The sequence below is a fragment of the Bacillus sp. P4_E1 genome, assembly GCF_056401715.1.
In genome coordinates this window covers 100,688-123,866 of the sequence record NZ_JBFUIV010000007.1, presented here as the reverse complement: position 1 = coordinate 123,866, position 23,179 = coordinate 100,688, and the positions used below count along the sequence as shown (strand labels likewise).

Genomic DNA, 23,179 nt, shown 5'->3' with positions numbered 1-23,179 from the left:
ACGAAAAAGATGCTCCAAGACTGTAATTCATGATTATCCCTGTACTGGTTCACACCAACCACCAGCTCTCTGTTACAGTAAGACTAACCACTACTGTGATCTCTTCATTGCACTTTGTTTATTCAAATGTTTTTGAAATTGAATAAGTATGATTCGTATTATAGAACGCTTTTCAAAACACTGTCAATAACTTTTTATATATTTTTTTAAAATTCCACTTCCGCCCTATGATTCCTCTTGTAAATTCTCCGTTACGATTCCGATGCGAATTATTTCATTTTCTATTAAATTTAATACATGTCTTTCTACTTCATACCTGGTTAATAGTTCTTTTATTTGTATGATCTCACTTTCAAGTAAATCGGCTTCTTGACACGTCTGCAGTAAAGTAAAAAACACATTTGCATACAATTCTTTATACGCTTTCATACGCTCTTTCTTTTCAAGTATCTCTATAAACAACTGTTTCATTTCTTCTTGATTAGATTGTCCTTCCACACCTTGAAATTTACTAGAAATAATATTTAATCCTTTTTCTAAAACCTCATCCATGCATAAAACAATACGTAAAAGCATCATATATTCTCTCGTTGTTATTACGCCCATTTTCGGACGTTCTCTTAAAAACACACTAAGCCACGCTGTCCAAAATTTTTGTTGTTCCTTACCACTTAACGTTTTTACGTAGTAGCATAAATACTGCATAAACTTAATTTTATTCTCTTCGTTTTCTTGCATCAAAAGTGGATATAACCAATCTGTTTTTTGCTCCCAATATAATACGCATTTAATAAATACAAAGCTAAGCCATTTTAAAAATGCTTCTCTCGTATATGGATGTAGTGCATCTAAATGTTCTACTGCATACCTAATATATCGTCTTATTTCTGTAAACAAAGGTAGATTAATTTGCGTATAACATAATCCCGCCCACGCATATTTCGTAAGCTCACTTTCTTTCTTTAAATCTAAGTAAGGTAATACATTTTTCCGACACCATTGCTTCTCAATATGGTATAAAAACGTAATATCTGCTGTTAAACGCGCAAACATGAAATTCGTTCTTTCCGAAGTAACCCTTACCTGCTCCTCAAATAAAAATAAATATTCATACACGTTGCGATCGTATAAATGATCATATGCTAGCAGTTTTAGTAATACAGCGGTCATCTTCCCAACAGGATGCTGTATAGATTCATTGTAAAACTCTTGTTTTCCAATCTTAAAATCCGATTCCCCTCTCATAACTTGTGGAAGTACAGAAAAAGCAAAGCGTTTTACAATCCTTATACTATTTTCATCTAACTCTTCTAATCGATTACTAATTTCATATAGAAAACTACTAATTAACCAATGAAAAGCAGTATTTCTAATAAATTTCTGCAATAACGGAATGATTTTTTGAATTTGTTCATTCGCCAAATTCCTATTATTTCGCCATTCTCTAATACACACAAACCATACTTCATTACTAATTTCGTGCACGCCTACTAGTTGATAAGCAAACGAAATACTCCACTCTACATTCAATTTACACGCTTTTGATAACATCTCTGAAAAATGGCGTTGTTCAAAAACACCGTCTCTTGAAAATTGCCGAACTTGCTCCATTATTTCATCGTCTTTCAGCTGCAGTAATCCATCAGCTGTTACATTGCATGTAATACGTTGTTCATTTGCCTCTTTCTTTGGAACACTGTATAGATCTGAAGAAAAATGGGGGTGTTTCTGTTTCATTAGCTCGTATCCTTCCGCCGTACACTTACTATTCGAATCACACGTGAATAGTAAGTCTAATACAAGACAAGCATCAAACGCCCTCTCTTCTGCAAGATACTCTAATACATGTTGAATTACTTCTTCTTTCGTTTCCTCTAAAGCATCTGCGTAATAATTCTTTAAAAGTTGAAACACTTCATGTTTACATGTGAAATCTAACAGAACATCTACATGTAACAACCACTTCAGTTTGTCATCCGCTGTAACGAATACATTATTAATCATTGCTTCAATTGCAATTCGCTTTTGAAGTACACTATCAGTTTCTATCATTTCTGTAATATAATGATTTGCTTTTTTTTCATTGTTTTCACATAAATATGTAAGACACTCTTTTACAATTTGAATTAAAAATGTAAAATCATTTTGCTGTAACTCCTGCTCTGAAATTTCTCTATCTCTTCTTTTCAGTGCATTTTGTCTTAATGACAATAGTTGTATCTTTTCTAACCCCGTAACCATAATCGGATTTGCGTAGTAAGCGATATGTGGTCTCATTTTCTCTTTCCAAATTCGCTCCACATGAGAAAAAATAGGCATCGGTATACGACTCGATTCCTCGAGTTCAATCGACTCTTGCGTATCATTTCCCCATCTTCTTACACGCTTCAATTTAAGTTTCCCATCTAAAATAAACGTTAATAGCAACAAGCCAATTTCTTTATGCTCAGGGAAAGAACATTTTTGCAATAAATATGTGATTATTTCAATAGAGCTACTATCTTTCTCTGCTGTTTCTAATAAAAGCAATGTCCATCTTGCAAACAACAAAGGGTCCATCGTTTCTTTCGTTTCGTTTAAGTAAGTACAAATTGTTCGCCACCATAATGGGGATATTTTAGAATGATTTTTAAAAATCAATTGAAATAGTTCTTTTTGATGACTAAATAGAAATTGCTCCACCAACCATTCCGCAAGCAATTCATCTACTTCATCATAATTTGCTGTAAGTAGAAATAAATTTCTTAGTTTCCCTTCTGCTTCAAGCCATTCCACCCATTCATAATCACGAGCAAATTCAACGAAGTACCGAACGGTTTCAATTTTTTTTATTGACTGTTTTATATAGGATAATTGCTCCTGCTCTACTGATGGAGGAACGGTTACAATATCACGAATACGCATTCTTTTCGTAATATAATTATCCCCCATTAATTCCGCCCACCGCTTCACCGCTTTCACAAGCGCCTGATGATTATTTGCTTTATTCGGATACACAATCGGTCTTATCCCTAAATGCTCCCAATGATATGTATTATCACCTTGTGCGACGAAAGCATAACGCCTTGTACTCGGTGGTAAGCCTGTTGCTAAATATTTCATTACAGGATCATTATGACTATACCCAACGAATAAAACAGTGTAATTTGAGAATAAATCAACTAAAAATCGTCTCGCCCATCCTTCTGTTAAGTAAGCCCTTCCAAAATCACCATCCGTTAAAATTAAAGCTTCTTTCTCTTGTTCTACATTCCCATGTATGTAAGCCAACCCTTTAAACGCTCTCCCTGTCGGTAAAGCAGGTGCATAATAAATATTCAGCTCTCTATTCATTTCTGTAATTACAGACGTAAAATGTTGATCAAAGTTTGTCGTTACAATTCGAACATCCGTATCTAACGGAAACAGCCTTGGAATCGCATAGTGTAATGGATTTGGTTTTGATTTTTCTATATTAACGAGGTCTCTTGCAACTTGATGCACATCTTTCGTTTTCGCAATTTTACCGAGATAATAATCGTGGGGTTCTGTCATCTCACGCCTTTCGACATATAAAGCTTTCGAAATTTCATCAACTAAATCATCGAAATTCGGTAAGTTTGATTTCCCCTTCATAGAAACTCCTGCTCCAACGAATAATACTAACTTACCTTGTTCAAGGTGATCGATTAACTCATCTGGAATTTCTACTTCTGAAGTTATCCACATCCCGGATTCCCCCTTACCTAAAAATGTCATACGCTCTCATTTCACTATAACATTTTTTAATTGTTTTTTTAATATTTAGATAAAATTTCAGCATGATAAAGTTTTATATAAATTAAACCGTTCCAATGTATGAACTCCTGAATTTATTGTAAAACTATGTATAAATGGGAGGTGTAAATATTGAGTGATATTACTGTAATACTTATCAAATTTATATCATGCATCATCGCTTTTAGTATCGGACTAGCTCTATTTTTCCCAGCAACGCTCGTCCAAATCATTTCTTTTAGTCTCTTCGTCACAATCGTTTCTTATATGTTTGTTGATAAAATTATTTTAAATCGAATTGGCAATTCCGCTGCCATTATGACGGATTTCTTACTTACGTATTTAAGTGTTTGGATTTTCGGTAATATTTTATTAGACAACTACATGCAAATTGCATGGGGCAGTATCCTTTCTGCCATCGTCTTTACATTATCTGAAGTAATCGTCCATCGCTTTTCTAATTCCCACACAAGGCACAGCAATGATAACATTCGAATTAATCGCCGGTTTGCATATGGCACGGAGTTTGCTGAAGAACAGAATGTGTTGGATAAAGATAAGAAGAAATAAAGCCATAATTACTGGTGCAAAAAAGTAGCTGTCTCATCAGTCGAATTTTTGACGATGTGGCGCTCCTTTTTGTTTTATGTACTATCAATACGGTGAATGAAATTATATCAACGATTTTGGAAATATATCTATCGTAACTCTAATTATATCAACGGTTCGACAAGAAATATCGATTTATCGACAACGTTTGATAGCCTATCTTCAAATAAAAAAGCTGCCCCCTTAAGAGACAGCAACTTCTGTAATTACGCTTTTACTTTTAAATCTTTTAACGTAATAACATCTGCAAATGATCTAAACACAACATTATGATGTTTTACAATATCTTCAGCGCGTAATACATCTGTGTCAAATGTGCTATGTGCATCACTTACTAATGTTACTTTATACCCTTCACTAAACGCTCTTCGCGTTGTCGTATCAACACAGTACTCTGTTTGCATTCCTGAAATAATAACATGCTCAATCCCTTTTCCTTGTAACACTTCGTTTAAGTTTGTCTTATGGAATGAGTCTGGAGTCGTCTTTTCAACGACAAGCTCCCCTTCTCGCGGAGCAATCGCCGCATGCACTTTCCAGCCATCTGTACCTTTTTCTAACGGATGATCTTTTGGCCCGTTATGTTGTACATAAATAACCGGAATACCATTTGAACGACATTCCCCAATGAGCTCTTGCAACGTTTCTAAAAACTTTTCCCCATTATGTACTGGGATTCCTGCTGTATACATACCCGCTTGCACATCAATAACTAGTAATGCCTTTTTCATTTCACACAGCTCCCTTTATTTTTATAAGCCCCTGCATATTTATTATAATTGTTTATATTCTACCATCCAACAATCTTCTAATTTCCCCTCATGCAGTTCATGTTTCTTTAGTATCTTCACCTTTTTAAATCCGCACTTTTCATAACAGCTTATCGCACGTTCATTATTTACTTTAGGATCCATTGCAATTGCTTCTGCACCCACTTCTTTCATAATGTATGTAATTGCTGCTTGAACGAGTTTTGTTCCAATTCCCTTTCCCCAAAAGAGTGGTTCACCGATAAATTGGTCCATGCCCCATACATTTTGTGATTCTTCATATCCATATAACGCTTTCCATTCAAAATCAACTGGATACATTTGAATGTAACCAATTGGAACGGCATCAAATTCTATTAAACATCTTTTTTCATGACCGTTTGGATGATGTATAAAATGATCAAGCACCTTTTCTACAGATTGCGGATTATCTCGTCCTTCGTAATACTGCAGGACTTCTGGATCTGTTAACCATTTAGAGATGATAGATGCATCTTCTTCTATTACATATCTAACCGATAAATTATTGTTTTGAAACAACATGTAGCACCTCGTTGCTAGTATTTTATAAACTGCTAAACTTTATTTTACATCATCATCTTTCTTATTTAATTACCTCTACTCCCCCCATGTATGGACGCAATACTTCTGGGATTATAACTGAGCCGTCTTCTTGTTGGTAGTTCTCTAAAATTGCTGCTACTGTACGCCCTATAGCTAACCCAGAACCATTTAATGTGTGCACAAATTCTGGTTTTGCACCTGGTGTACGACGGAAACGTATGCTTGCACGACGCGCTTGGAAATCTTCACAGTTTGAGCAAGAAGATATTTCACGATATCCCCCATAACTTGGTAACCAAACTTCAATGTCATATGTTTTCGCAGCTGGAAATGCTATATCAGCTGTACATAATACGATAACTCGATAAGGTAATCGTAACAATTGTAGTACCCTTTCGGCATTCGCAGTTAATTTTTCTAACTCATCGTATGATTCTTCTGGCTTGGTATACTTAACCATTTCAACTTTGCTAAATTGGTGCTGGCGAATAAGCCCTCTCGTGTCACGTCCTGCACTACCAGCTTCAGAACGGAAACATGGCGTATGAGCAGTAAAATTAATAGGTAATTCTGCACCATTTAATATTTCGTCACGATAATAGTTCGCTAATGGTACTTCCGCCGTTGGAATTAAAGAGTAATCTGTATCTTTTAATGTAAATACATCTTCTTTAAATTTTGGGAATTGTCCTGTTCCTATTAAACTATCGCTATTTACGATAAACGGTGGAATTACTTCCGTGTATCCATGTTCTTCAACATGTAAATCTAGCATAAAGTTAGCTACCGCTCGCTCTAAACGTGCTCCCAAGCCATTGTAATATACGAAGCGGCTTCCTGTTACTTTTGCTGCTCGTTCAAAATCTAGTAACCCTAATTTTTCAGCAACTTCCCAATGTGGTTTTGCTTCAAATGAAAATTCGTTTATTTCTCCCCACTTACGTAATTCAACATTATCGTCTTCTGATGCTCCAATAGGCACTGTTTCATTAGGTATATTTGGTAATGACAATAATATAGAATTCAATTTCTCTTCTACATTACGTAACTCATCATCTAACGTTTTAATACTTTCTCCTACTTCACGCATTTCACTAATAAGTTCATTTGCATCTTGTTTTTCACGCTTTAACTTCGCAATACGCTCAGATACTCCATTACGTTTACTTTTTAATTCTTCTACTTCTACTAACAGTTCACGACGATTTTGATCTAATTCTTCAAATGTATCCAATTCAAGAAACTCTCCACCGCGATTAATCAATTTTTTCTTTACTTCTTCAAAATTAGCACGTAATACTTTTACATCTAACATGTCTTATCTCTCCTTTAATAAGTGACTAATGTCATCTTCTTCGTTCACGTTAAGCTTTTAAGATAGGGAATTTCACTAAAAAAACACAAAAAACTCCCGTCCCTATAAAAGGGACGAGAGTTAACCCGCGTTGCCACCCTAGTTGAAAGCATAGAATATAAAAGCTTTCCACTTAAAAAATTAACGGTTTTTAACCGGAAACGATTACTAACTTCACATTGAAGGGTTCCACATTTCGCTCAAGGACGGATTCACAAGCGTTTTCTATCGGTTTACACCACCCACCGACTCTCTAAAAGAAAAGATACTTGTTACTATTTCCTTTCATAGCTTTTAAACAATATAAATTTTAATTATCATTACTTTACAATAATTCTGTTTATTTTTCAAGAAAATATTGTATCTTTAAAATAAAGTGTTCCTATAATCAAACCACAAATAAACTGGAGGTTATTTACGATGTCTCATATCACTTTGAAAGCAATAGCTTCTATAAACTGGCGAGAAACGCTTATTAAAACAATTTTCAATGTAACAAAGCAAAAAACTAAAACAATTTGGAGATGAGAATTTGAAATCAACATTAATTATTCTTCGAGGAAACTCCGCAAGTGGCAAAACAACAATCGCAAAAGAACTGCAAGAGCATTTCGGGCAAGGGACACTACTAGTCTCTCAAGATGCCGTACGTAGAGATATGTTAAAAGTGCACGACACAATGGGTAACTTATCTCATGATTTACTATTTGAAATTACGAAGTATGGAAAAGGAAAATGTAAATTTGTTATTTTAGAAGGTATTCTAAACAGCGGTAGATATGGAGATATGTTAAAAGAATTAATACATTATTTTGACGACGACGCACATACATATTACTTCGATTTATCACTAGAGGAAACCATTAGACGACATAATACAAGAGAAAAACGACATGAGTTTGGTGAGGATTTATTAAGTAAATGGTATAACCCTCACGATACAATTGAAGTTGATAAAGAAACTATTTTTACAGATGATTTCATTCAAAAAGACATCTTTCATGCGATTCTTAATGATGTGACACATCAAAAATAAGACTGACTTTTTATGTCAGTCTTATTCTTTTATATTCCTTGTATTTCAGTTTTCATAACGGAACAATCTTTACATAAGTAATAATATATATTCATCTCACCGAACAGAAAATCAACTACTGAAATAAGTTCCCGTTCTTCAAGATCTTGTGTAATTGTAGCAACATATTTCATCTCTTTCGAACAAGTTGGACATCCTAAATCTTCTGGAACATCACCATATAAAGGCGCTCCTAACAATCTACATATATATTCCGAACCGAATAAGTCAAAAGCTTCCCAGTAACTATCTTCATCAGTAGGTATATCTTCATTTTTCATATTCGTTAGCTTTACATTAGTTTTTGGAAGATTGACCGGTAGCTTATACTCAGCTTCCATAATCCACTCTTCCGTATTGTCTTGTTTTATTATTTGTACGGCTTTGCCCCCATTACTTAATTGAAAATATTGCGGCTCCCACACCATCGCACAATTCAAGCAAGAGATGAATGGTAATACAATCAATTCAGCATTTTTAAGTTCAGCAAGTTTCTCATCTTTCAAATCAAAACAAAAAATTTGATGCATTTTCTCACCGCATAACTTACACAATGGTAATTCACAATCTTGACCACCGAAATAATGATTATATGAATCTTTCCCTTCCATTACTCTATATCCTTTTATTCCATCCCAATGTTCGCCATATAATTCCATTGTCATTTTTAATCCTCGCTTCATTTAAATCTGATCCACTTTATTATAAGAAAATAAACATTACAAGTCGTCATCTTCCTGAATAGTTTCTATAATAAAACCTTTTAAATTTGGGGCTATTTCTTCAATTTCAGCATCTTCGTGATACCAAATATATATTTCATCATCCATTATTCCGTTATTTATTTTAAAACACAATTTATCCCCTGAACCATCGTCACCAATTATAATAAGATCTTCAGGCATATGCTCATCGCTCAACTCAACGTTTTGTCTAACTATATCATCCCAAGTTTTCACTAAATTTCTATTATCTTTAATAGGATATAGTATCCATTCTCCTATTTCGGCGTTATTAACTAATTTAAAAAGATCCCTATATTGTGCTGGAAAAATAGCACCTAACTTTTCTTCGGTTTCTTTTATATGTAATTCAAATACTCCTTGTTTCTTTGTTTCAATATATCCTCTTACTTTTTTCATGAAATACACCTGTCCTTTAAACTTAATTACAATATTGTAATTCAAAATATAATTGCCAATAAACCGCAACTTCATCACTTTCAGCCTGATTACTCCAACAATTATGTTATATAAAAATGCTATGTAAATGATTTAATCGGTTTTATTTGTATATTTCATTATACGTTAACTCTTCATTGCCATCATACTAGTATTCTGTATTTCCCGATAAATTTCAGTTCCACACCAAACCACAAACTCACTTAAATAAAAATTAAAACTCAGCTCGTTCTTAATATATTTGTATTTTATAGACATAATACAAGTTTCATGTTTAATTTAAGTTTTGGTGCAGATTTAGCAACACATCCCTTAAAAATCCTATGTCAGATCAACAAAGTTTTCCAATGAATTACACTAACTCAAAAACAAAAGCCAGTCTCAATATTAGAGAACTGACTTCTATTTGGATAACTATAATTATTATAAAACTTTTACTTTAACAGTTTGCCTTCCCCAGTTCATAGCTTTACTTTTTGAACCCATTAAAACATCAATACGATTTCCTTTAATAGCACTACCAGTATCACCAGCAATAGCTTCTCCATAACCTTCTACCCATACTTTAGATCCTAATGGGATTACCTTCGGATCTACTGCAATAATTCTCATATTAGGATTTGCCGTTAAATCATGACCCATCGCAGTTAAAACGCGTCCACCGTATGTACCATTTTCACTTGGATCAGCAGTATATGCTGTCGCTACTACCGTTAATTCACGTTTAGCAGACTGTATGTTATTTTTAGATACTTCTTGTGTCTTTGTTGCTTCTTTTGCTTTCGCTTCTTCTTTCGCTTTTTCTACTTCTCGTGCTTTTGCTTCTTCCTTAGCCTTTGCTATTTCCTGCGCTTTTGCTTTTGCTTCTTCTTTTGCTTTTTCTATTTCTCGTGCTTTTGCTTCTTCCTTAGCTTTTGCTATTTCTTGTGCTTTTGCTTCTTCCTTTTCTTTTTCCAGTTCTCGTGCTTTTGCTTCTTCCTTAGCTTTTGCTATTTCTTGCGCTCTTGCTTCTTCCTTAGCTTTTTCCATTTCTCGTACTTTTGCTTCTTCCTTAGTCCTTGCTATTTCTTGCGCTTTCGCTTCTTCTTTTACTTTTTCTATTTCTTGTACTTTTGCTTCTTCCTTGGTCTTTGCTATTTCTTCTGCTTTCATTTCTTCCTTAACTTTTACTCTCTCTGTTACTTTCGCTTCTTCTTTAGGCTTTRCTATTTCTTCTGCTTTCGTTTCTTCCTTAACTTTTACTCTCTCTGTTACTTTCGCTTCTTCTTTAGGCTTTACTATTTCTTCTGCTTTCGTTTCTTTCTGCTCTTTTGTTGTTTCTTTCGCTTTTGCTATTTCTTGTACTTTTGCTTCTTTCTGCGTTTTTACTTCTTCCTTTGCTTTAACTGCTTTTTGTACTTTCGCTACTCGCTTCGTTTTCTCTTCAGCTTTCTTTTCAATTGGTGCTGTACTTGATAGGAAAGAAACATTTGCATAGGCTGTTTTTCCTTTATACTCAAATTGCAGCCATCCATCTTTTACTTGATGTGTTGATTCAATTACATCATCTTGTTTCAGTCTGCCAAGAATTTCTGATTCTGTGTTTGCTTCAGTACGTACATTTAATAGGTTTGCTGTTACATGATAAATATCTTTTGTATACTCCGAACTTACAAACAATTCTTTACCATTTAAATCAATTTTTGACCATCCTTCTTCAGTATGTATGACCTTTAACTTTTGTCCTTCTTTTACTTTTTCGACAACTTTTGATTCCGTAGTTGGCTTTTCACGTACGTTAAGTACATCCGCTGTTACGATAGTTTCTGCAATAGCAGATGTGGTAAAAGCCCCCAATCCAAGAACTGTTGCTGTTGCTGCGCCAATTATTTTTTTCATATTAGCCTCCATTGCGTTTTTTTGAGTTCTATGAAATCCTTCCATAAAATTAGGGAATTCCACAGAGTATCAAAACATTTGTAATAGTATATTAATACCACTTAATATACTGTTTTTAAAACTTTCCACTCCAATATTATCAAATTTTCATTTCTAATTCTATACATTATAAATCTACTTATCTTCTATAAACTCTTCATGACCTTCTACTTCACACTAGATAGTTGTCGCAATTCCTGCCAAAAATAAACTTACAATTGCTAAAAATGGCGTTCCAGCTATTGCACCTCTTAAGTGAAACTTATAGTCTTTATATCCTTTCATTCCCTCAGTACTAGGAATAACAACAAACCTCGGAGTAATCCAGCAAAATATAAGCCAATCGATTATTAATAAATCTACTAAATTGAAAATCATTACAATCCCAAAAGTATGTAAATAGGCTTCAATATACAATAATTTCCCATGGTGATGTAGTATATATGTAGAAACTAAAGGCGTTCCGAAGAGAATAATATTGTAAATAATTCCGAAATAAAACGTTTGTTTTTTTTCATTTATCGATTTTGGCAAAACTACTTTTTGAATATCTTTCGGATAATCATTTAACCAAAGGCGAGGATTATAATATGTAGACCCTAATATCATAATAGACAGTATAAAAGACATGGAAATACCGGCAATCACCATTTGTTCAAATTGCCCCACAAATGTCCCTCCTTATTTGAAATTTTGACGTACGTAATTCACTTAATTAGACATTGTATGCATGTTATGACTTAAAAATTATCTAATACCATTAATAAAATTTTTTCATTACAATCCGCTTTTTCCTAACGTCCATTCTTATTTCTTGCAATATGCATGCAAATTTAATAAAGTGAACATCTAATTAGTGTTGTTGAATTTCGCTAATTATTACAGAGTACATATTTTTTAATTTACATAAAGATAGGATTGGTGAAACGAATGAAAATCGAACATATAGCAATTTGGGTAAATGATTTAGAATTACTGCGTACTTTCTATACAAAGTATTTTAACGGTAAAGCAAACTCTTTATATCATAATGAAGCGAAACACTTTGAATCTTATTTTATTACGTTCGAATCTGGAGCGCGCCTTGAAATTATGCGTAAGAAAGGCATAGAAAACGAGCCTAACCTTAATATTACTGGTTATGCACATATGGCATTCTCAGTTGGAAGTGAAGAACGTGTAAATGAACTAACAAAAACGTTAAAAGAAGCTGGTTCTCCTTTATTAAATGGACCACGTTTCACTGGAGATGGCTATTACGAAAGTGTAATTAGTGATCCGGAAGGCAATCAAATAGAAATCACTATTTAACTATCGTTTATCTTTTCTGAAGAACTAATAAAAATTCGTTTGGAGGAACCCTATGCATAAACTACATTTCAAAAAATTTGAAGCAACAGATTTTAATCCATATTTCCAGCTCGTATCAAATGAAAGAGTGATGGCACAAATTACAGAGCGTGCTATTCCGCTAGAAGAGGCACAAAACGACTATGAAAAATTGTTAAGGCGCAATGAAAAGCATAAACTGTTTGGGTCTTATAAAGTTTATGACAGTGCAACAAATGAATTTATCGGCCTTGGACATGTAACAGTGAATGAAGATCATGTAAAAGAAGCTGAAATTGGGTATATGATTTTGCCAGAGCACTGGGGAAAAAGATATGGTAGTTATATTGCAAGAGAATTAATTGAAATAGCGAAGCAGACAGATGTAAGCGTACTAAAGGCAATTATCGATCCGAGCAATACCCCCTCTCGGAAGATTTTACTAAACGTTGGTTTTACATCTGAAAAAGTTTGCGAGATTGATGGATTACCTGGGGAGATTTTGAGTACATATATTTAAATATATAAAAAAGCAATGCTACATTTGAACTAACCGTAGCGTTGCCTTTATCTTTTTTTATTATAAAAGTCCCATTTTCACCTTAATACGAACTAAATCACTATTTCTTTATCTCGTCTACTACACTTTGAACTAAAGAGATAAGAGCTTTCTTTGTATCCTCATCTGTTACTTTTGCATCATCACTAAATTTAGTTCGCACAGATGGGATTAATAACGAGCCATTTTGAACGACAATTGTATCTAGCATACCTAGTGTAAGTAATAAAGATTCATGGGCTTTATCCCCTCCCGCAATTGATGGTGAAGCTGTTATAATAGCCACTGGCTTTTTATAAAGTTCCGCTGATGAAACAAGCCATTCTAATGCATTCTTCAAAACTCCTGGAATACTTTTTGCGTACTCTGGTGTACAAATAATAAGTGCATGTGCTTCACTTAATGTCTTTCGAAATTCTTCAACAACAATCGGTGCTTCAACTCGATCTACATCCGGATTAAAATGAGGTAGTTCCCCTATCCCATTATAAATAGTGTAATCTATACCTTCTGGAATAAATGCTGCTAAAGTTTTTAATATGTTTGTGTTGGATGATCCTTCCCTAATACTTCCTGAAATCGCTATGATTTTTTTGTGTATACTCATATGATCCCCTCCTACAAACATCATACTTATGCAGCCAGAGAAAAATCAAAAATATTGAACTATTTAACAAGCTATACATTCATCAATTTTGACATCTTGCTTTTGATTCCCTAATAAAAATACTACTGTCTATAAATATCTTTACTTGTTAATTTATAAATAACTCGAAAGGCTTCTTGGTCTCCAGACTCCATTTTATTCAGCCATTCTTTTAATTCTACTTCATCCAAAATTACGTTACCCTCTCATGATCTTTCACACTATATTCGCCCGTTTCTCACAAAAGGTTCATTTTACATAAAAATTTATTTATTACAATAAAGACATACTGTATATTTTACAGAAAGGAGGATTCGTATAATGAACAAAGAAGACAAACTTTATGCTGAAAATGTATTAAAACATCTCTTCATAGGAGCACAAGTTGATGGATTGCAATTTGGTATTTCTCCAGCAACTATAAAGATTCATTTTACAAATTTTGAAGCTGCAGTTGATTATGATGGGCAATTATATGTCAACATCGAATCGAAATGGTTTTTATTTATTAATCCACCAGAAAAGTACCCTTCTAATGAGGAGGAATTTGACGATTATACTGAGGAGGAAGAATATAAGAGAATTTTTGAAGTAAAAAGACAAAAAGTTACAAACATACAACTTGCTAATGAATCTCCGCATTTATTTATAACATTTGAGAACGGGCAAATCATGTTTGTAAATGGGTTTCATGGCTATTATGAATGCTGGCAAGCTGGGGTCCAATTTGATGATTGGCTTGTAGTTGCTGCACCTGGGAATGAAATCGCTACTTGGACTCCCGATGAATTTACTAATAAATAAGCCGTCAGAAATCACAATAGAAAAAGTATATCTTGCACAAGGGGAAACAGATTTACGTAAATCAATTGATGGACTAGCGACTGTTGTAAAAGAAGAATTTGAAATTTAAAATCACCCCGTTTTAACAGGAAAAAGTGGCATTTTTACTATTTCTAATGTTCGCTAATGCTTATTGCGTGATTTGGTTCCATTGCTACACAAACCCCAATACCCACCCTTAGCTTGATGGGCATGTATAGTGCCCCCTATTAGCATCAACGAGAAGGAATAGACCTTGTAAAAAAACATTTATAATTCCACTGATACGCAGAAAAATAAAAAGAGAATAATTCAGAAATTCCCTATGAATCATTCTCTTTTTATTTTCATATTTTAACATGCTGGATATGCCTTAGAACCCAAATAACGTTCTTTTACAAGTTGACGATGATGAAGCTCATGACCAGCAATTATGTTTGCTAATGCAAGAACCGTGACTTCAGAATTGTTCGCAATTCCCCTTTGTAACCAAGCTTCTTTATCTAAACTTTTAAGCAAATGCATAGTAGATTGGCGAACAACTATTAAGTTCTCAAGAAGATCTTGCATAGATTGCTTATCAAAAGCTGCTCTAAGAACATACATATCATCGTTATATCCAGGAAGTTCTGCTGTCTCGCCTCTTGCTATGGAAAGCAATCGATACGCCATAATACGTTCAGTATCCGCAATATGACCGATTACTTCTTTGATACTCCATTTATTAGGAGCATATCTAAAATGTCCCTCACTATCAGAAATATCCTTCAACAAAAGATTCGTTTCCTTCATTTGTTGCTCTAGAATATGTATGATATCTCCATCTGGTATTAAGTTTATGTACGTTGAATAATACGGGTTATATTCATTTGCCTCTGGTCTCTTTTGCATGCTTATCATCCTTTTTATTTTATCCTTATATACAACTTATCATAAATTATTATCATATTAATCAAAAAAATTTAATTTTAAAACAAAATGTCCCCATCCTATAGGATTACATTAACAAAGCGGCTTATCCCCAAGCCCCCAACTAAACCATCTCCCATGCCCTTCCGTTTCCCCAACCGTTTCACAATATTCGTTTCCGTTAATATAATAATCAATATGAAGGTCCCGGTCCCACATGTTGTTATATAGGTGGAATACATCACGTTTTGCACCTATTTCTTTAATTTGTTTTTCTAGCTTATATTTTACATTTTCAGGTATTTGATTTGCGACGTGTGTATGGAAAATGCAGATTACAGCATCTTCCCTTATTTGATTTGCAATGGCTGGAAGAAGTGCTACACCGTCCCCTTCAATTAATTGTACTGATTTTTCTTTTACAAGCGTTGCTGCTTGATCGAATAGTTCAAGTCTTTCTTTATGTTCTGGCCAAATAAGCGCGCGTAACCATAAATAATCTTCTTCATCATTTAAATTATTCACATGTAAATCTAGTCCGATTCTTTCCATAACAGGTGGACTTTGTTTTAAAAAGGAGGGCTTCTTCTCCCCTTTTATTTCTGATTGTAAATGAACATTCGATTGTGTATTTCCATACACTTCTTCCGTTCCATATGAATAACGATATTGATCCCAAAATAGTTGTAATCCCGCACTTGTACCAATTTCTATTAACGCCAATGGCTTGTTCACTTTATTAAATATGTAACAGAAACTTGGATATAAATAGGCACATCGTCTTACTTCATTCGTTTGAACAAGTTTCGTTTGTAATAAAGAGATAACTTCTTCTCGATATACATGGCAAAAATCTTTAAATTGGTAAAAGGCATTTTCAAAATTTATATCAGCATTTTCAACTAAACTTTGATAATAGTTTTTTAAACTGTGCTCTTTTCCTTTTAACAATAAATAATGGACTGCACCTAATAATAAGTTTGGGACTGGTTGACCAGGTTGTGCGTAGGAAGCTAACGTAAGAACTTCCTCATCTTCAGAAATTTTTATTGATAAATATTCGTATAAGTCACTAGATCCTTTACATTCATTCACAGAAAAGTTTCGAAATAAGTTTGCGACTTGTTCTTTTGTAAGCATTGGTATCCCTCCTTAATTATTTTCAGAATAATCTTATCATTTATTTGTTATTTACTCTATTTTTTCAAATTAGATGTCACGAAAATAGAATTTTACTAGTTTCCAAAGATAAAACATAAAAATAGAAGTTTTTTTGACATAACATCAAACTGGAATTCTTCTCCAAATCCCGCTTTACTACTATGCTTTTTATCCTTATGACAGAAGAATTCTATGAAATAAAACGTTAAATAGTTTAAAATTATCAGATAACACTAGATATTTTAGTCTATTAATTATTATAATAGACTATGAGATGGTTATATAATTGAGACAAAAAAGGTAAGTACCTAGGTGGGGCCTAGGCGGTGTTTTCTTTTTACGGCTTAGATATAAAAAACACCTACTCTTTTTTGCCAATATAGGGGATGGAGAGATTATCATGAGCAACATGCAGCAAAAAACAGACGTTATCTTAATTGGCGCAGGAATTATGAGCGCAACGTTAGGATCATTACTTAAAGAATTGGCACCTGAATGGGAAATTAAAGTATTTGAAAAACTCGCTAATGCCGGAGAAGAAAGTTCTAACGAATGGAATAATGCTGGTACAGGACATTCTGCGCTATGTGAGCTTAACTATACATCCGAAAAATCTGACGGGTCTATAGATATTGGTAAAGCTGTAAAAGTAAATGAGCAATTTCAACTTTCAAGACAATTTTGGGCTTATCTTGTAAAAAGAAACTTAATTCGTAATCCACAAGATTTTATTATGCCACTACCTCATATGAGTTTGGTGCAAGGGGAAAAAAATGTAGAGTTTCTAAAAAAACGTTTTGAAGCGCTTTCAAAAAACGCTCTATTCCAAGGAATGGAATTTTCTGATGCACCTGACACATTAAAAAAATGGCTTCCACTCATTATGGAAGGTCGTAATTCTAATGAACCTATGGCTGCAACGAAGATTGACTCTGGAACAGATGTTAACTTCGGTGCGTTAACGCGCATGTTATTTGATTACTTAAAAACTAAAAATGTTGAGCTAAACTACAAACATAGTGTTGAAAATATTAAACGCACGAAGAATGGTTTGTGGGAAGTAAAAGTACATGATATGAATAGTGGCAAAATTGAACATCATACTGCGAAATTCGTCTTTATCGGCGGCGGTGGCGGTAGTCTACCTCTACTTCAAAAGACTGGTATTCCTGAGTCAAAACATATTGGAGGATTCCCAGTAAGTGGACTATTTATGGTATGTAAAAACCCAAAAGTTGTAGAGCAGCATCATGCAAAAGTATACGGAAAAGCTAAAGTTGGTGCTCCACCAATGTCTGTACCTCACCTTGATACGAGATATATAGACAATAAAAAAGCTTTACTGTTTGGACCATTTGCAGGCTTCTCACCTAAATTCTTAAAAACTGGCTCAAACCTTGATTTAATTGGTTCTGTAAAACCGAATAACGTCTTAACGATGTTAGCAGCCGGTGTAAAAGAAATGGGATTAACAAAATACTTAATCCAACAAGTTATGTTATCACACGAAAAGCGTATGGAAGAATTACGTGAGTTTATTCCGAACGCTAAAAGTGAAGATTGGGATACTGTCGTTGCTGGACAACGTGTGCAGGTAATTAAAGATACTGATGCAGGTGGTAAAGGAACACTTCAATTTGGTACAGAAGTTGTTAGTGCAAATGACGGATCAATCGCTGCGTTACTTGGTGCTTCTCCAGGTGCTTCTACTGCGGTTCACGTTATGCTTGAAGTATTAGAAAAATGCTTCCCAGAACGTATACTAGAATGGGAGCCAAAGATAAAAGAAATGGTCCCTTCTTACGGCGTGTCACTTACGGAAAATCCAAGACTGTTCCAAGAGCTTCATGCTTCAACAGGACGCACACTTGGGTTAAATGAAAAAGAAGCTGTTCACAATTAATGAATAGATTAAAAAAACGACATAATAAAAACGTCCGATATATTCGGACGTTTTTATTTTCTACTAGAAATTATACTTATCAATATTATCCTTCGTAAATACAACTCGTTCAGGTAATACGATAATACCATTTCCTTCTGCCTCATAGTCATACCCTTGAATAGAGTTCGGCTCTACTTTCACTTTTCCGATTCCTTTTACTTCAAAGCTATCCCCGACGTTTAACTTCTTCCCTTTTACAACAATTTCATTTGCAACATACGTTGCGAGGGCACCTTGTTGTTTAACATCCCATAAACCGAATTGTTGTACTGTTCCTCGTTTTACATAATCACGCATAACACTTGGTGTTGAAAATCCAGTTACGGCTACTTTTTTATCCATTTCCAAATTTCCAGCAGCTTACGCCATCGCTGGAAGTGCCGTTGCATCTGGACATATTAATGCGTTAATATCTGGATACCTTTTTAAAATAATCTCTCCTACTGATAAAGATTTTTGCGTATTATTTTCACCAGACTATTTATCCCGCATTAACGGGCAATAAGACTCCCACCTCAAAATTCGGCTGGAGCAAAGAAGTTAGGTGGGAGATCAACTGCCCGTAAACGCCCGATTGGTGAGGGCTAATAATCAGTGGGGATTAATACCCCCCCCCCCACTGATTAAAGTTTCACTTTATCGCTTCAACTGGAATAAACAAAATAACGAGCACATATGTTTAAGCAGTGGTCAATTGTTGAAAGGGATGAAGAGCATGTCACAGCTGAACTTTGAAGACAATTTGTTAACAAAAGTAGCTTGGTACTATTATAAAGATCAATTAACCCAGCAAGAAATTGCTTCACTTCTTCACATCTCAAGAAATAAAGTCGTTCGGTTGTTAGATAAAGCACGGACGGAAGGTGTCGTCACATTTCACGTAAAAGGTACTGGTTTGCACTGTTTAAGCATCGAACGTGATCTTATGAAAAAATTCCATCTAAAAGATGCTTTCGTTATTCCAACTCCAACTGAGGATTATGCATTTTCACTCGGAAAAGCTGCCGCACAATATTTAGAAACTCAGTTGCAACAAGGTGATTTACTTGGGATTGGCTGGGGAGAGACGATAAGTAAAATGCTAGAAAACATTCATTTTGATAGCTCTATGAGTCTTTCAATCGTTACTCTTACAGGAGGCGTAAATCACTATATTCCAAGAAATCAAAGCTATTTAAACTACATGCAAGGCGATCTTCATATTATTCCTACCCCTTTTCTAACATCTACAAACGAAATGACACAAATTATTCTATCTGAACCGAGCGTGAAAGATATGCTTCACGTCGCTTCACTCGCTCATACAGCAGTAGTTGGCATTGGCAGCTTATCTCAAGACGCCACAATTGTGAAAGAAGAAAAATTAACACTACGTGAAATGACTTATATACGTAGTCAACACGGGGCTGGAGATATTTTAGGGCAATTTTATAATACTGACGGAAAACAATTAGAACTTCCCCATCATAACCGTCTTATCGGCACACCACTCTCTGTTCTTCAAAATATGAAACATGTCGTTGGTGTAGCTGGCGGTACGGAAAAGATAGCTGCAATTTACGGCGCCTTAAAAGGAAAGTTCATTCATACATTAATTACCGATGAAGAAACTGCCCTCTCCTTATTAAGAAAGGAAGGTGACTCTTAATGTCTACTCTATTAGCTTACGACGCTGGTACAGGGAGCATTCGAGCAGTTCTTTTTGATTTAAACGGTAATCAACTTGCTGTTAGTCAAAAAGAATGGATTCATAAATCAGATAGTCGTTATCCCGGTTCTATGAATTTTGATGTGAAAGAAAACTGGAAACTCGTTCAAGAGTGTACGAAGGATGTTCTTCAAAAAAGTAATACGTCCCCCTCTTCTATTAAAGGTATTAGTGCAACGAGTATGCGTGAGGGCTTTGTTTTATACGATAAAAACGGGCAGGAAATATGGGCTTGTGCAAATGTTGATGGCCGCGCGTCAGCGGAAGTTAGTGAACTAAAACAAATTCGTTCCGAAATTGAAAAGGATTTATATAAAAAATCCGGTCAAACTTTTTCATTAGGTGCTTTACCTCGCTTACTTTGGATTAAAAAACATGAACCCGACGTGTACAGGAGCATTCATTCTTTCACGATGTTAAACGATTGGATTTTATATAAATTGTGCGGCGTACTACAAATTGATCCTTCAAACGGATGTACGTCCGGTATATTCGATTTACAAAATAGAGCTTGGGATAACTGGGTTGCTGAGCAATGCGGTCTTACTCTAGCCTTTTCTCCAAAAGTAAATGAAGCTGGTACAGTTATCGGGAATATCACAAAACGAAGTGCTGAGTTAACAGGATTACATGAAGGAACACCGGTCGTTGCTGGCGGCGGAGATGCACAAATGGCATCACTTGGAACTGGAGTTGTAAAGCCTGAACAAACATTTATATGCGGAGGCAGTTTTTGGCAACAAGAAGTAAATATAACAAAACCAGAAACTGATCCAAATGCGGCACTTCGCGTAAATTGCCATGTCGTTCCTAACCTATGGCAATACGAAACAATCGCTTTCTTCCCTGGCCTTGTTATGAGGTGGTTTCGAGATGCCTTTTGCCATGAAGAAAAACGGCTCGCTGAAAAACTCGGTGTAGATGCTTATGAATTACTAGAAGAACAAGCGAAAGAAGTTCCTGTAGGCTCACATGGCATAATCCCCACTTTTTCAAATGTAATGAATTATATTTCTTGGCGACATGCTGCACCATCCTTTTTAAATTTGAGCTTAGATGCTGATAAATGTGGGAAGAAAGAGATGTTTCGTGCAATTGAAGAGAATGCGGCCTTCGTTACACTTGGCAACTTGAAATTAATTGAAGCTCTCACTGGTAAATTCCCTTCTGAAGTAATCTTTGCTGGCGGTGCTGCTAAAGGAAAACTATGGCCACAAATTCTTTCAGACGTACTCGGAATTCCTGTGAAAGTACCAGTTGTAAAAGAAGCAGCAGCTTTAGGAACTGCAATTGCTGCTGGGGTTGGTGCTGGCATATATTCATCTATGGCAGCGACTGCCGAACAGTTTGTACAGTGGGAAAAAACATTTGAGCCAGTCACTGAAAATCATGAACTATATAAGGAATTCTATGAAACATGGAAAACTGTGTATAACAGTCAGCTCGCTTTAGCCGATAAAGGCCTCACCTCACATATGTGGATTGCACCCGGTGCTCTGTAACACATTACATAAAGTGAAACTTTAATCAGTGGGGGTTTTGTTCCTCCCCCACTGATTATTAGTTGAACCAATCGGGCGTTTACGGGCAGTCGACCTCCCCCTAACTTCTTTGCTCCAGCCAAATTTTGAGATGGGAGTTTTACTGCCCGTTAACGCGGGATAAAGGAGTGAAATGTATGTTAAAAGCGAATGAAAATGATTTCTCCTATCGCTTCGGTGATAACGGGCCTAAATATTTAATACAAGGTCCAAATATCGATCTTGGCCTAGTCGTGATTCAGCCTGGGCAAGAGTTTCAAAATCACTATCATACAACGTGCGAAGAAGTCTTCTATGCGTTAGAAGGCGAAATAGATTTCTATGTGAATAACGAGAGAGTTCCGATCAAACAAGGGGATGTCTTGCAAGTTCGACCTCATGAATCCCATTATCTTATTAACCATTCTGATAAGCCTTTTAAAGCTGTTTTTATAAAGTCACCACATTTACCAAATAAAGATACTGTACAAACTGAAAATCCAACATTAACGAAGGAGTGATTCCTAATGACTTGGGGATTTAAAAATCGATTAAACACAATTTTACCTGACGGCAGAGCGGTTATGTTAGCGATAGATCACGGCTACTTTTTAGGGCCAATTCACGGACTTGAACAACCGTTAGAAACAGTTAAAAACTTGCTTCCATATACTGATTCCCTCTTTTTAACACGAGGCGTATTAAGTTCCTGTATTCCTGAAAACTGCAACACACCGATGGTTATGCGTGTATCAGGCGGGGCAACTGTAGTCGGCAAAGATTTAGCGAATGAAACAATTGTTACACCTGTGAAAGAGGCAGTAAAACAAAACGCAATTGGCGTCGGCGTTTCTGTCTTTGTTGGATCAGACTATGAAACACAAACTGTTTCAAATCTCGCAAACGTAGTCTCTGAAGCTCACGATTACGGCCTGCCAGTACTCGGTATTACCGCCGTTGCGAAAGAACTACAAAAACGTGAAGCTCGCTTTCTAGCACTCGCCTCCCGCGTATGTGTTGAAATGGGAGCTGATATTATTAAAACGTACTACTGCGAAGGATTCGAAAAAATCACAAGCACATGCCCTGCTCCAGTCGTAATCGCGGGAGGACCGAAACTAGATTCAATCGAAGACGCATTAAACATTACGTACAATGCGCTGCAAGAAGGCGCAATCGGAGTAGACATGGGCCGAAACATATGGCAATCCGAACATCCAACTGCGATGATTCAAGCGATTCATGGCATTGTAAAAAATAGATTGAATGTGAAAGAGGCGCTGGAACTATATAATGATGTGAAAAATTAATGTAAAAAGATGGACTATTTATTATAACGGGTTCAGTTAAGAAG

22 protein-coding genes, 2 pseudogenes and 2 other annotated features (1 of these 26 only partly in view) are annotated in these 23,179 nt (G+C 35.3%); of the genes and pseudogenes, 11 read left to right on the top strand and 13 right to left on the bottom strand.

Annotated features, from left to right (window positions below):
* Positions 1-117: a binding site (T-box leader), on the bottom strand (it extends 120 nt beyond the left edge of the window).
* Positions 118-225: 108 nt separating this feature from the next.
* A complete protein-coding gene (locus AC1DS7_RS12110) occupies positions 226-3,738 on the bottom strand; it encodes a DUF4020 domain-containing protein (RefSeq protein WP_476998997.1) in 3,513 nt (1,170 codons plus the stop codon).
* Positions 3,739-3,888: 150 nt separating this feature from the next.
* Between AC1DS7_RS12110 and AC1DS7_RS12105 the strand changes: the two genes are divergently transcribed.
* Positions 3,889-4,326, top strand: coding sequence for a YndM family protein (locus AC1DS7_RS12105; RefSeq protein ID WP_002032800.1), 438 nt, complete (start codon positions 3,889-3,891; stop codon positions 4,324-4,326).
* Between the two features lie 245 nt (positions 4,327-4,571).
* Here AC1DS7_RS12105 and AC1DS7_RS12100 read toward each other — a convergent pair whose 3' ends face one another.
* From AC1DS7_RS12100 to serS, 3 genes are all read right to left on the bottom strand, one after another.
* Positions 4,572-5,096: a cysteine hydrolase family protein gene (locus tag AC1DS7_RS12100; protein ID WP_476998996.1), complete on the bottom strand. Its 525-nt coding sequence runs from the start codon at positions 5,094-5,096 to the stop codon at positions 4,572-4,574.
* 42 nt (positions 5,097-5,138) lie between these two features.
* On the bottom strand, positions 5,139-5,678 hold the full coding sequence (locus AC1DS7_RS12095) for a GNAT family N-acetyltransferase (RefSeq protein WP_012261157.1): 540 nt from the start codon (positions 5,676-5,678) through the stop codon (positions 5,139-5,141).
* 61 nt (positions 5,679-5,739) lie between these two features.
* Positions 5,740-7,014, bottom strand: a complete 1,275-nt coding sequence (serS, locus tag AC1DS7_RS12090; RefSeq protein WP_427351901.1) for a serine--tRNA ligase — start codon at positions 7,012-7,014, stop codon at positions 5,740-5,742.
* Positions 7,015-7,120: 106 nt separating this feature from the next.
* Positions 7,121-7,351: a binding site (T-box leader), on the bottom strand.
* 234 nt (positions 7,352-7,585) lie between these two features.
* Here serS and AC1DS7_RS12085 point away from each other — a divergent pair.
* On the top strand, positions 7,586-8,089 hold the full coding sequence (locus AC1DS7_RS12085; RefSeq protein WP_012261159.1) for a kinase: 504 nt from the start codon (positions 7,586-7,588) through the stop codon (positions 8,087-8,089).
* Positions 8,090-8,118: 29 nt separating this feature from the next.
* Here the strand turns inward: AC1DS7_RS12085 and AC1DS7_RS12080 are convergent, their stop codons facing one another.
* The 4 genes from AC1DS7_RS12080 to AC1DS7_RS12065 all read right to left on the bottom strand — a co-directional run bounded on the left by AC1DS7_RS12080 (position 8,119) and on the right by AC1DS7_RS12065 (position 11,895).
* Complete coding sequence (locus tag AC1DS7_RS12080) at positions 8,119-8,793, bottom strand: hypothetical protein (RefSeq protein WP_476998995.1); 675 nt, start codon at positions 8,791-8,793, stop codon at positions 8,119-8,121.
* Positions 8,794-8,847: 54 nt separating this feature from the next.
* On the bottom strand, positions 8,848-9,270 hold the full coding sequence (locus tag AC1DS7_RS12075) for an SMI1/KNR4 family protein (RefSeq protein ID WP_098498497.1): 423 nt from the start codon (positions 9,268-9,270) through the stop codon (positions 8,848-8,850).
* 462 nt (positions 9,271-9,732) lie between these two features.
* Positions 9,733-11,187, bottom strand: a complete 1,455-nt coding sequence (gene entB, locus AC1DS7_RS12070) for a cell wall-binding protein EntB (RefSeq protein WP_476998994.1) — start codon at positions 11,185-11,187, stop codon at positions 9,733-9,735.
* A 216-nt stretch (positions 11,188-11,403) separates the two neighbouring features.
* Entirely contained in the window at positions 11,404-11,895 is a 492-nt protein-coding gene (locus tag AC1DS7_RS12065; protein ID WP_016101175.1) for a hypothetical protein, read from the bottom strand.
* Positions 11,896-12,156: 261 nt separating this feature from the next.
* On the opposite strand from AC1DS7_RS12065, the gene AC1DS7_RS12060 reads away from it, so the two are divergent.
* Together AC1DS7_RS12060 and AC1DS7_RS12055 are read left to right on the top strand one after the other, a co-directional pair.
* On the top strand, positions 12,157-12,537 hold the full coding sequence (locus AC1DS7_RS12060; protein ID WP_016101174.1) for a VOC family protein: 381 nt from the start codon (positions 12,157-12,159) through the stop codon (positions 12,535-12,537).
* Positions 12,538-12,589: 52 nt separating this feature from the next.
* The gene (locus tag AC1DS7_RS12055) at positions 12,590-13,075 is read left to right on the top strand and encodes a GNAT family N-acetyltransferase (protein ID WP_016101173.1); all 486 of its coding nucleotides are present in this window, start codon (positions 12,590-12,592) and stop codon (positions 13,073-13,075) included.
* Positions 13,076-13,175: 100 nt separating this feature from the next.
* Here the strand turns inward: AC1DS7_RS12055 and AC1DS7_RS12050 are convergent, their stop codons facing one another.
* Together AC1DS7_RS12050 and AC1DS7_RS12045 are read right to left on the bottom strand one after the other, a co-directional pair.
* Positions 13,176-13,721, bottom strand: a complete 546-nt coding sequence (locus AC1DS7_RS12050; protein ID WP_016101172.1) for an NADPH-dependent FMN reductase — start codon at positions 13,719-13,721, stop codon at positions 13,176-13,178.
* 90 nt (positions 13,722-13,811) lie between these two features.
* Positions 13,812-13,951: pseudogene (locus AC1DS7_RS12045) on the bottom strand (sigma-70 family RNA polymerase sigma factor); the annotation flags it as partial.
* A gap of 130 nt (positions 13,952-14,081) precedes the next feature.
* Here AC1DS7_RS12045 and AC1DS7_RS12040 point away from each other — a divergent pair.
* Together AC1DS7_RS12040 and tnpB are read left to right on the top strand one after the other, a co-directional pair.
* Positions 14,082-14,564: a hypothetical protein gene (locus AC1DS7_RS12040; protein ID WP_016101171.1), complete on the top strand. Its 483-nt coding sequence runs from the start codon at positions 14,082-14,084 to the stop codon at positions 14,562-14,564.
* Positions 14,545-14,673, top strand: a complete 129-nt coding sequence (gene tnpB, locus AC1DS7_RS12035) for an IS66 family insertion sequence element accessory protein TnpB (protein WP_002127887.1) — start codon at positions 14,545-14,547, stop codon at positions 14,671-14,673. The genes AC1DS7_RS12040 and tnpB overlap by 20 nt, the downstream gene beginning before the upstream one ends.
* 263 nt (positions 14,674-14,936) lie before the next feature.
* On the opposite strand, the gene AC1DS7_RS12030 is transcribed toward tnpB, so the two are convergent.
* Together AC1DS7_RS12030 and AC1DS7_RS12025 are read right to left on the bottom strand one after the other, a co-directional pair.
* On the bottom strand, positions 14,937-15,473 hold the full coding sequence (locus AC1DS7_RS12030; protein ID WP_016101170.1) for a DinB family protein: 537 nt from the start codon (positions 15,471-15,473) through the stop codon (positions 14,937-14,939).
* Positions 15,474-15,584: 111 nt separating this feature from the next.
* Positions 15,585-16,631 carry a DUF2332 domain-containing protein gene (locus AC1DS7_RS12025; RefSeq protein ID WP_016101169.1) on the bottom strand — a complete coding sequence of 349 codons (1,047 nt, stop codon included), beginning with the start codon at positions 16,629-16,631 and terminating at the stop codon, positions 15,585-15,587.
* 421 nt (positions 16,632-17,052) lie between these two features.
* Here AC1DS7_RS12025 and AC1DS7_RS12020 point away from each other — a divergent pair, with 421 nt between their 5' ends.
* On the top strand, positions 17,053-18,555 hold the full coding sequence (locus AC1DS7_RS12020; protein WP_002127892.1) for a malate:quinone oxidoreductase: 1,503 nt from the start codon (positions 17,053-17,055) through the stop codon (positions 18,553-18,555).
* 63 nt (positions 18,556-18,618) lie between these two features.
* On the opposite strand, the pseudogene AC1DS7_RS12015 reads toward AC1DS7_RS12020, so the two are convergent.
* Positions 18,619-19,071, bottom strand: a pseudogene (locus AC1DS7_RS12015) (substrate-binding domain-containing protein); the annotation flags it as partial.
* 241 nt (positions 19,072-19,312) lie between these two features.
* On the opposite strand from AC1DS7_RS12015, the gene AC1DS7_RS12010 reads away from it, so the two are divergent.
* The 4 genes from AC1DS7_RS12010 (at position 19,313) to lsrF (ending at position 23,135) form a co-directional block, all read left to right on the top strand.
* Positions 19,313-20,245 carry a sugar-binding transcriptional regulator gene (locus AC1DS7_RS12010; protein WP_002165567.1) on the top strand — a complete coding sequence of 311 codons (933 nt, stop codon included), beginning with the start codon at positions 19,313-19,315 and terminating at the stop codon, positions 20,243-20,245.
* Entirely contained in the window at positions 20,245-21,807 is a 1,563-nt protein-coding gene (lsrK, locus tag AC1DS7_RS12005; protein WP_431175796.1) for an autoinducer-2 kinase, read from the top strand. Before AC1DS7_RS12010 ends, lsrK begins: the two co-directional genes overlap by 1 nt.
* 176 nt (positions 21,808-21,983) lie before the next feature.
* Positions 21,984-22,346, top strand: a complete 363-nt coding sequence (locus AC1DS7_RS12000) for a cupin domain-containing protein (RefSeq protein ID WP_000909986.1) — start codon at positions 21,984-21,986, stop codon at positions 22,344-22,346.
* 6 nt (positions 22,347-22,352) lie between these two features.
* The gene (lsrF, locus tag AC1DS7_RS11995; protein ID WP_002032842.1) at positions 22,353-23,135 is read left to right on the top strand and encodes a 3-hydroxy-5-phosphonooxypentane-2,4-dione thiolase; all 783 of its coding nucleotides are present in this window, start codon (positions 22,353-22,355) and stop codon (positions 23,133-23,135) included.
* Positions 23,136-23,179 lie beyond the last annotated feature (44 nt).